Consider the following 8894-nt stretch of genomic DNA (forward strand, 5'->3'; position numbering starts at 1 on the left):
CAGCCCGCCCCCTCGGGGGCGAGGACGGTCAGGAGCCCGTCGCCGAAGGGCCTCCCCCGTGGCCGCGGCAGAAGGCGGCCGGCATGCCAACCCCGTCCCCGTCAGAGGCGGGGGAGGTCCTGTGGGGCTCGGCGAGCCTCTCGAACATCAGCTAACCCTCCCCTCGCGCACAAGCGGCAAAACGCCGCCGCACATGGCGGCGCCGACCCCGTCGAACGCAAGCGCAAGGCCCTCGCTGGACGCGAAGCCCATGCAAAGCATCAGAGCGCAGGCTGCCAGAACGACGATGGACACCGCCCTCGCCGCACCGGCAAGTGCGGGCCTTGCGGGAAGCGCGAGCAGAAGAACGCCCAAAACCACGAGGCATACCCCAATGGTGCGGTGCGGGCCATCCCACACGCTGAAGCGAACGCGCCCGGAATTCTCCACGCTCGAGCGCACAATGTCGCCAGCGCCCAACTGGGCAAACGTGCTGGCGCGCGTGCGTATCAGCGTACTCGGCGAAATTGGCGTGCGTATCAGCGCACTCAGCGGTACTGCGTGTGTGCGTCAGCGTGCGTGACGCAGCCGCAGCGTGACGCAGCCGCGGCCACAGCGTATTGTCTCCGCCGTCGCGCCGGCGGCATGCGCCTCCCTCTCGCCTGTATTATCAGCGTGTTGCGCCCTTGCCGAGAGCTTGCCTGGGCATGCCCACTGCGAGCACAATGCCATACGTGCAAACGCAAAGCTGATCGCCGAGGAGCGCCAGACATGTCCCTCTACCTGCCCGAGCAGTACGACCCCAAGATGAGCGTCCGCCAGACGGAGGATGCCATCAAGTACATCCGCGATACCTTCCAGCGCGAGATGGGCCGCGAGATGAGGCTCTCGCGCGTCTCTGCCCCGCTCTTCGTGGAGAGGAGCTCCGGCCTCAACGACAACCTCAACGGCGTCGAGCGCCCCGTGAGCTTCGACGTGCCCTGGCAGCCGGACGAGACCGTGGAGGTTGTGCAGTCGCTGGCCAAGTGGAAGCGCATGGCGCTGCGCAAGTACGGCTACCAGCCGGGCGAGGGAATCTACGCCAACATGAACGCCGTGCGCCGCGACGAGGAGCTGGACAACCTGCACTCCTGCTACGTGGACCAGTGGGACTGGGAGCGCGTCATCCGCCGCGAGGACCGCAACGAGGAGACCCTGCGCAGCACCGCGTCCGAGGTCTTCCGCATCATCAAGCACATGCAGCACGAGGTCTGGTACAAGTACCCGGACGCCTTCTACCGCCTACCTGACGAGATGCACTTTGTGGACAGCGAGGAGCTGCTGCGGCGCTATCCCGACCTCACGCCGCGCGAGCGCGAGGATGCGATAACCCGCGAGCTTGGCTGCGTCTTCCTGATGCGCATCGGCGACCGTCTCTCTAACGGCGAGCCGCATGACGGTCGCGCGCCGGACTACGACGACTGGCAGCTCAACGGCGACATCCTCTTCTGGTACGAGCCCCTGCAGCGCGCGCTCGAGATCTCGAGCATGGGCATCCGCGTTGATGCCGTGGCACTGCGCTCCCAGCTCCAGAAGGCGGGGTGCCCCGAGCGAGCCGAGCTTCCGTACCACCGCGCGGTGCTGGCGGACGAGCTGCCCTTCACCATCGGTGGCGGCATCGGACAGTCCCGCCTGTGCATGCTGCTCCTGGGCCGCGTCCACGTTGGAGAGGTGCAGGCCAGCATCTGGCCTGAGGACATGGTGCGTGCCTGCGAGGAGCACGGGGTGCGGCTGCTCTAGCGTTCTAGCATGGCCGCTCCGGTCATGGCCTCGCACGACCGTCGCGTGCGCTCGCATTCCAGCCAAAGGGCTCGGGCCTCTCCCCTCCGTGCTACGCTCTTCCCGTCACGATGCCGTGGGGACGGCACGGACGTCGTCGGAAGGGGAGTGCCATGCTCGACTTCACCTACTTTGCGCCCACCAAGATTCACTTCGGCCGAGGCCAGATCAGCCACCTGAGCGAGCTGCGCCAGAGCGGCGATCGGGTGCTTCTCTGCTACGGCGGCGGCAGCATCAAGCGCAATGGCATCTACGACGAGGCGCTTCGCGTCCTGGGCGAGGCCGGCATTCAGGTCTTTGAGCTCGATGGCGTCGAGCCCAACCCCCGCATCCAGACGGTGCGACGCGGCGTCGAGCTCTGCCGCTCCAACGGCATCGACATGGTCCTCGCCATCGGTGGGGGCAGCTCCATCGACTGCGCGAAGGTGGTCGCGGCGGGCGCCCGCTACGACGGGGACCCCTGGGACCTGGTCATCCATCCGCAGCTGATCGAGGCCGCGCTGCCCATCTACACCGTGTTGACGCTCTCGGCTACGGGGTCCGAGATGGATGCCTTCGCGGTGATCAGCGACCTCGAGAAGAATGAGAAGTGGGGGACGGCCGGCTCGGCGCTGCTTCCCACGATGTCCGTGCTCGACCCCAGCTATACCTTCTCGGTGCCCGCGCGCCAGACGGCAGCGGGGACGGCGGACATGATGAGCCACACCTTCGAGAACTACTTCCACTTCGAGCCTGGCAGCTTCCTGCAGGAGCGCCTCGCTGAGGGCATCCTCAAGACCTGCATCCACTACGGGCCCATCGCGCTGGCCAAGCCGGACGACTACGAGGCGCGCGCCAACCTCATGTGGGCGTCGAGCCACGCCATCAACGGCCTGGTGAGCGAGGGCTGCTCGCCGGCATGGTGCGTGCATCCCATGGAGCACGAGCTCTCGGCCTTCTATGACATCACGCATGGCGAGGGGCTCGCGATCCTGACGCCCGCCTGGATGGAGCACGTGCTGGACGAGCGCACGGCTCCCGTGTTTGCGCGCTATGGCCGCAACGTCTGGGGCGTGACTGAGGCCGACGACATGGCCGCGTCGCGCGAGGCCATTCGCCTTACGCGCGAGTTCTTCTTCGGGACGATGGGGATGCCCGCGACGCTGCGCGAGGTGGGCATCACGAGCGACGAGCACTTCGCAGTCATGGCCAAGAAGGCGGCGGCTGGCTCCAAGGGCAGCTTCGTGGAGCTGAGCGAGGAGGACGTCGAGCAGATCTACTCTGCCGCCCTCTAGCGGGAGCGAGGGCCAGGCGAGAGGGACGCGCGTACGGCGCTGGTGGCGGTGCGAGGCGTGGCCGGTTGTGTTACGGCTGCGGCTCGTGCCGCCAGTACGTCGTTGCGCATGCCTCTGGGTCGCTGGCACGCCGTTGCGCGCATTCGTCTGGACTCGCCACGCAGTTGTGCACGTCCCCGGCATCCTCCACGCTAAAGCGCACGCCCGTCCCCCTCGCCATCTGCGCAAACGCAGGGTCTGCTGTGCGCAGCAGCGTGCTGGGCGAAAGGGGCGTGCGCAATCGCGTGCGGGACGAGGCGCGGAAGGTCTGGCGCGCTCGCTTCAGCTTTAAGGAGGGGAAGGGCTACAAGTACAGGCCCGTTGTCGTTCTGGCGTCTGCTCCCTGACGTCAGTTACGCCATATTAGCAGGTAGATAGGTATATTTGACATTACGGGGCATCCTTGCGGGCACTCGGTCGGTCGGGTTATGATGTGGCCGGAGTGAATTATTCATCGGTTCCGCAGGAGGATGGCATGGAAACGAAGTCCATCGGGGTGGTGGCTCTGCTTGTCGTCTCTCTGGTCCTAGTTGTTTGGGGAGCGTTGCTCGTGTCCGGCAGGGGTCTCAGGTCCATTGCGGGAAACAGGAAGGCGACCGATGAGCAAATCGAGGCCCAGAAGCGAGACGGGCTGGGCCACGCGATTGGCGGCATACTGATTGGGATGGCCGCCATCTGCATGGTAGAGCTCATCGTGATGTACCTCTGATGGCCCATGCCTTTGAAGCGATCATCGATTGCTTGGGTTGACCGCATCGCTCAGATTCCGGTCTCGTACCTGGGGATTGCAGGACGCATCGGCCGACTGAGCGACAGGGATCCCTTGGCGCTCGCTTGCATTCTGAGTAAGATTGCATCGAATGTTCACTGATGTCTTGCGTGCTGGGCGGTCCATGTGCGGCCGTGCCGCCAGTACGTCGTTGCGCACGCCTCCGGGATCCTCCACGCTAAAGCGCACATCTCCGGCATCCGCCACGCAGCTGCGCACATCTCCGGCATCCTCCACGCTAAAGCGCACGCCCGTCCCCCTCGCCATCTGCGCAAACGCAGGGTCTGCTGTGCGCAACAGCGTGCTGGGCGAAAAGGGCGTGCGCAACAGCGTGCTGGATGAAAAACGTGTGCGCATGCGCGTGCGGGATGGGCACTTCGTGCGCTCGTGCGTGCCAAGCGAGAAAGGCACCGCTCATCTCGCTTGAAAGACTTCGAGATAGTACCCGATTTGGGTACTATTCGGGTAAGTACTGCAAAGGAGGTAAAGTATGGCAACTGTGACACCCCCTCATGACGCGGAGATAAAGACACGCGCTCCCCGCAAGGTGCGCGATGGGGCGCGGAAGGTCTACGCGCGCTGGGGCATCAGCCTGAATGACGCGATCAACATGTTCCTGGTCAAGTCGATAGAGGTCGGCGGCCTTCCCTTTGACCTCCGTCCTGAGGCTCCGAGCTTCGAGGAGCTCTCGGCGCTGGCATACAAGGCACAGCTGGACTCCTCGGACACCGCCATCCTCCCTGCGGACTGGGACGAGGATGAGTGACTTGAACCTATGCAGATGGGAGGTCTGGCACGCCCGCTTCAACTTTCAGGAAGGGAAGGGTTACAAGTACAGGCCCGTTATCGTGCTGGCGTCTGATGGCAGAGACCAGCTGGTCATGATGGTTACCAGCGCCACCAACAAGCTCCATCTTGAGAATGACTACAGGCTTGTCGACTGGGCACAGGCGGGGTTGGACAAGCCGTCGATCGCTCGGGTGGATCGCATTGCCCAGATTCCTGCCTCGTACCTGGGGACTGCGGGACGCATTGGCCGATTGAGCGAGAGGGATGCCCTGGCGCTTGCCGGCATCCTGCGGAAGGTCGCGTCGGAGGCGCGCTAATGCCTGCAAGGCAGGTCGGCATGTGTGCGAGCTGTGCCGCCACGCAGTTGCGCACGCCTCCGGCATCCGCCACGCGCTTGCGCACACTCGCCCCTCTCACCATCTGTGCAAACGCAGGGTCCGCCGTGCGCAACAGCGTGCTGGGCGAAAAGAGCGTGCGCAATCGCGTGCCGAGCGAGAGCAGCAGCTCGGGCGACGCCGCGAGCTCTATCTGGCGAAGGGCGCACCGCTCTTCGGCGGCCAGGTCTTCGTGCCCGACGACCTGGACGTCATCGAGCTGGGATAGTCTTTCCCCAACGCGAACCGAAGGGACGTCACATATGAACATGCAAGAGGCCATGGCCGCGCGCCACACGGTGAGGAAATTCGACGGACGGTCGCTCGACGACCAGGGTCTTGCCGCCCTCGAGGGGCGCGTCGAGCTCCTCAACCACGAGCATGGCACCCACATGGTGCTCGTCCACGACGACGGACATGCCTTTGGCGCGCTGCTCCGCATGACGCTCGCCCGCGGCGTGCGTGACTACGTCGCCCTCATGGGTCCCGAGGACGGCTCGCTCGACGAGGCGCTGGGCTGGTGCAGCTCGGACCTCATGCTCCATGCCCAGACCTTGGGCCTGAACAGCTGGTGGGTGGGCGGGACCTTCAGCCGTGGCGGTGCTTCGCGTGCGGCGGGTATGGCCCAGGGCGAGAAGCTCGTGGGCATCGTCTGCGTGGGCCATGGCCTCGAGCAGGGGAGGCCTCACCGCTCCAAGCGTGCGGACCAGGTGAGCTCCTACGCAGGCGAGGAGCCCGAGTGGTTCAGGGCGGGCGTCGAGGCGGCCCTCCTTGCCCCCACTGCCATCAACCGTCAGGCGTTCATGCTGGAGGGCTCGGGCCGCACGGTGCATGCGAGCTATGCGCCCGGGGCGCTCGCCGGCGTCGACCTGGGCATCGTGAGGCATCATTTCGAGCTGGGCGCTGGCAGGGAGAACTTCGACTGGGCGTAGTCCCCGTGCTACCCGTACCTCTCACCATGTGACAATGTTGAGTTGCGCTGTCCTGGTGATTGACCGCAGAACTTTGCGGATTGGATTGACGATGCGACAGATTCACATTCCGAGACAAATGGGGCAAGCGGTTCGTTCGAGGAGGCTCGAGCTTGGGCTGACGCGGCGGGAGCTTGCGGACAAGGCCGGGGTGTCCGAGCGGCTTGTGCTCTCGCTTGAGCAGGGAGAGGCGACGGGCATTCGACTCGACAAACTCTTGGGGATCTTGGGCTCCCTTGGGCTCTCGCTGTATGTTGGTGGTGGCTCGAGCACCGCGACTGCCGTGCGGCAGGCGTCTGCTTCGCCTCAGGTGTCTGACGAAGAGCTAACGAAATGCTATGAAGAGACCTACGCGGACTTTGTTGCCGAGTCCCTCTCCGATGCGTATGGCTGGGAGGGGTGAGGATGTCCCGACAGCTTGTCGCAATTATGGGAACCAAAGAGGTCGGCATGCTCTCGCAGACCGACTCGGGCAGCTTCGAGTTCAGGTATGCCGATGGCTACGATGGAATTCCCCTCTCCCTTTCCCTTCCCGTGAGGAATGGTGCATATGCGGAGCGAAGACTAAGGCCCTATCTGTTCGGCCTCTTGCCCGACAGCGAGGCAGTCCGCCGAGACATTGCACGTGAGTTCGACGTGAGCGCCAATAATCCCCTGGCCCTGCTTGAGCATATCGGCCTGGACTGTCCTGGCGGGGTCCAGTTCTGCACGCCAGACAGCGTGTCTAAGGTGCTGGGACGCTCCTCACGCTACGTGTCCCTCTCTGACGAACAGATTTGCAATCGCCTCAGACGGCTTCGCCAAGGCCCGGAGGACTCTTGGGTGGGGAGGGGGGAGCATTGGTCGTTGGGTGGCAATCAGGGGAAGTTCGCACTTGCATTGCGAGAAGGCGCGTGGTGCTCCTGCGAGGGATCCGCCGCGACCACGCATATCTTCAAGAACGGGGTCCTTGGCTATAGCCTCCAGGCTCTGAACGAATACGTGTGCATGAGACTTGCTGCTGCATGCAACCTGCCCGTATCAAGGGTCGAATACAGGATGTTCGGAGATGAGCCCGCAATCGTCGTTCGTTGCTATGACAGGGCGGTCGGCCGAGAGGGCGAGATCGCTCGCATCCACCAGGAGGACCTATGCCAGGCCTTGGGCGTCATGCCCGACATGAAGTACACGATTGACGGAGGCCCCGGGGCGTTGGACGTCGTACGGTTGCTGTCGAAGACCAGCAGGGCACGCACAAATGTTGAGCTGTTCACCAGGATGCTCTTCTTCAACACGCTGATAGGGGCTCCAGATGCTCATGCCAAGAACTATTCGGTCCTGCTGGGCGGAGGGGGCGACGCGCTTCTGGCTCCGATGTACGACGTCGCATCTGGCCTTTGCTACGAGTCCATGCGCAGGGACGGACGGCTTGCGATGGGCATAGGGGGAGAGAATCGCTTCGGTCGGATGAGCAGAAAGGCATTGAGCAAGTATGCAGAGGGTGCGGGCATGAGGGGCTATGGATTCGACGAGGCATGGTGCGTGGAGACTATGCTGCGGATCGCGTCCGATGTAATCGGCAAGATTGGCGGGGTGTTCGATGCCAGCGAGGGTCTTCCGGGCATCGAGGAGCTGAGATCCAGGATGGAGACGCCAATAACGCGCAACTTCGAGCGCATCATGGCACAGCTCAAATAGAACAAGGACTTGCGCTCGCTACCTCGCGGACGCGTGCTCCTGGGCTGCGGCCACGAAGCTCTCGATCAGCCGCCGCTGGTGCCAGTCGCTGGCAAACATGAGCTCCGGGTGCCACTGGACCGCCCACACGTAGCTCTTCTGGGGCATCCACACGGCCTCGACGAGCCCGTCGTCCGACCAGGCCATGGGCTCAATTCCCGGCGCGAGCTCGCGCAGGGCCTGGTGGTGCTTGCTGTTGACGCCCATGGACGGCTCCCCGTCGAGCAGCCTGCCAAGAGGGCTTCCCTCGACGATGCTCACGTCGTGCCACGGTGCGTCGAAGGGCGGGTCCATGCGGTGGGTGTGGCTCTGCGGGCACTGCGTGGGGATGTCCTGGACGAGGTTGCCGCCCAGCGCGACGTTGATGACCTGGATACCACGGCAGATGCCCAGCACGGGCAGGTCGCGGCTCACGGCGCGAGGCACCAGCACCATCTGCAGGGCGTCGAGCTCCCTCTGGGGCTCGTCCACCTGGGGCAGCGGGCTCTCTCCGTACAGATGGGGATTGACGTCGTAGCCGCCGGTGAGCAGGATGCCGTCCACGTGACCCAGGATCTGGTCGATGTCGGTCACGTCGTCGGTGTAGGGAAGCATGATGGGAATCGCCCCACAGGCAGTCAGCGCCTCGAAGTAGCCGGGACGGATCACCGTCTCGTCCGTGTCGGGGTTGGTAAGGGGGGTCACTCCTATGATTGGCTTCATGCTCGCATCCTCGTTCGTTTGGCAACCTATTGAGCATAGACCACAATTGCACCCATGGCAGGCAATTGACAAAGTCGAAAGACCGTTGCCGAGTGGTCGTGGCTTGGCTAGGGTGGGCGTGACAAACGTGACGCCGGACGGTCGACATGGGTCGTCCGTATGGGCGAGAGGAACGGGAGGATCCCATGGAAGGCGAAGGCCAGACGAACGACCGCGTCGAACGGGAGGGCGGCGTGGCAGGGCTTGACGACCATGAGCGTCGTGTGACCCAGGCGGGAAACCCCGCCCGTCCCGAGGGAAGCTTTGGCGCGCAGATGCTGCGGCGCATGAACCAGAGCCACGAGGGTCTCACCAACTGGGCTCTCGACTTCCTGGACCTTGCTCCCGACACCCGCGCTCTGGACGTGGGCTGCGGGGGAGGGGCCACCATGGGCCGCCTGGGACGGCGCATCGCCGCTGCGGG

General features: G+C 64.4%; 11 protein-coding genes. 10 read left to right on the forward strand and 1 reads right to left on the reverse strand.

What is annotated here, in order from left to right; genetic code table 11:
* The first annotated feature begins 750 nt into the window (after window positions 1-750).
* From asnA to BQ7388_RS11140, 9 genes are all read left to right on the forward strand, one after another.
* Window positions 751-1758, forward strand: coding sequence for an aspartate--ammonia ligase (asnA, locus tag BQ7388_RS11100; RefSeq protein WP_072500689.1), 1008 nt, complete (start codon window positions 751-753; stop codon window positions 1756-1758).
* A gap of 152 nt (window positions 1759-1910) precedes the next feature.
* The gene (locus BQ7388_RS11105) at window positions 1911-3071 is read left to right on the forward strand and encodes an iron-containing alcohol dehydrogenase (RefSeq protein ID WP_009277806.1); all 1161 of its coding nucleotides are present in this window, start codon (window positions 1911-1913) and stop codon (window positions 3069-3071) included.
* Window positions 3072-3585: 514 nt separating this feature from the next.
* Entirely contained in the window at window positions 3586-3819 is a 234-nt protein-coding gene (locus tag BQ7388_RS11110; protein WP_062530456.1) for a hypothetical protein, read from the forward strand.
* Window positions 3820-4168: 349 nt separating this feature from the next.
* Complete coding sequence (locus tag BQ7388_RS12515) at window positions 4169-4306, forward strand: hypothetical protein (protein ID WP_159430855.1); 138 nt, start codon at window positions 4169-4171, stop codon at window positions 4304-4306.
* A gap of 63 nt (window positions 4307-4369) precedes the next feature.
* Window positions 4370-4645 carry a type II toxin-antitoxin system RelB/DinJ family antitoxin gene (locus BQ7388_RS11115; protein WP_009277803.1) on the forward strand — a complete coding sequence of 92 codons (276 nt, stop codon included), beginning with the start codon at window positions 4370-4372 and terminating at the stop codon, window positions 4643-4645.
* On the forward strand, window positions 4638-4985 hold the full coding sequence (locus BQ7388_RS11120) for a type II toxin-antitoxin system PemK/MazF family toxin (protein WP_062530458.1): 348 nt from the start codon (window positions 4638-4640) through the stop codon (window positions 4983-4985). Before BQ7388_RS11115 ends, BQ7388_RS11120 begins: the two co-directional genes overlap by 8 nt.
* 320 nt (window positions 4986-5305) lie before the next feature.
* On the forward strand, window positions 5306-5974 hold the full coding sequence (locus BQ7388_RS11130) for a nitroreductase family protein (RefSeq protein ID WP_062530462.1): 669 nt from the start codon (window positions 5306-5308) through the stop codon (window positions 5972-5974).
* 91 nt (window positions 5975-6065) lie between these two features.
* The gene (locus BQ7388_RS11135; RefSeq protein WP_072500690.1) at window positions 6066-6416 is read left to right on the forward strand and encodes a helix-turn-helix domain-containing protein; all 351 of its coding nucleotides are present in this window, start codon (window positions 6066-6068) and stop codon (window positions 6414-6416) included.
* 26 nt (window positions 6417-6442) lie between these two features.
* A complete protein-coding gene (locus BQ7388_RS11140; protein ID WP_255353935.1) occupies window positions 6443-7690 on the forward strand; it encodes a type II toxin-antitoxin system HipA family toxin in 1248 nt (415 codons plus the stop codon).
* 18 nt (window positions 7691-7708) lie between these two features.
* Here BQ7388_RS11140 and BQ7388_RS11145 read toward each other — a convergent pair whose 3' ends face one another.
* Window positions 7709-8431 (reverse strand): gamma-glutamyl-gamma-aminobutyrate hydrolase family protein, encoded by a 723-nt coding sequence (locus tag BQ7388_RS11145; protein ID WP_072500691.1) that lies wholly within the window; start codon window positions 8429-8431, stop codon window positions 7709-7711.
* A 185-nt stretch (window positions 8432-8616) separates the two neighbouring features.
* Here BQ7388_RS11145 and BQ7388_RS11150 point away from each other — a divergent pair.
* Window positions 8617-8894: class I SAM-dependent methyltransferase (locus tag BQ7388_RS11150; protein ID WP_200781494.1), on the forward strand; the 278-nt coding region annotated here is incomplete at its 3' end.

The organism is Olsenella phocaeensis (assembly GCF_900120385.1).
GTDB classification, from domain to species: Bacteria; Actinomycetota; Coriobacteriia; order Coriobacteriales; family Atopobiaceae; genus Olsenella_I; species Olsenella_I phocaeensis.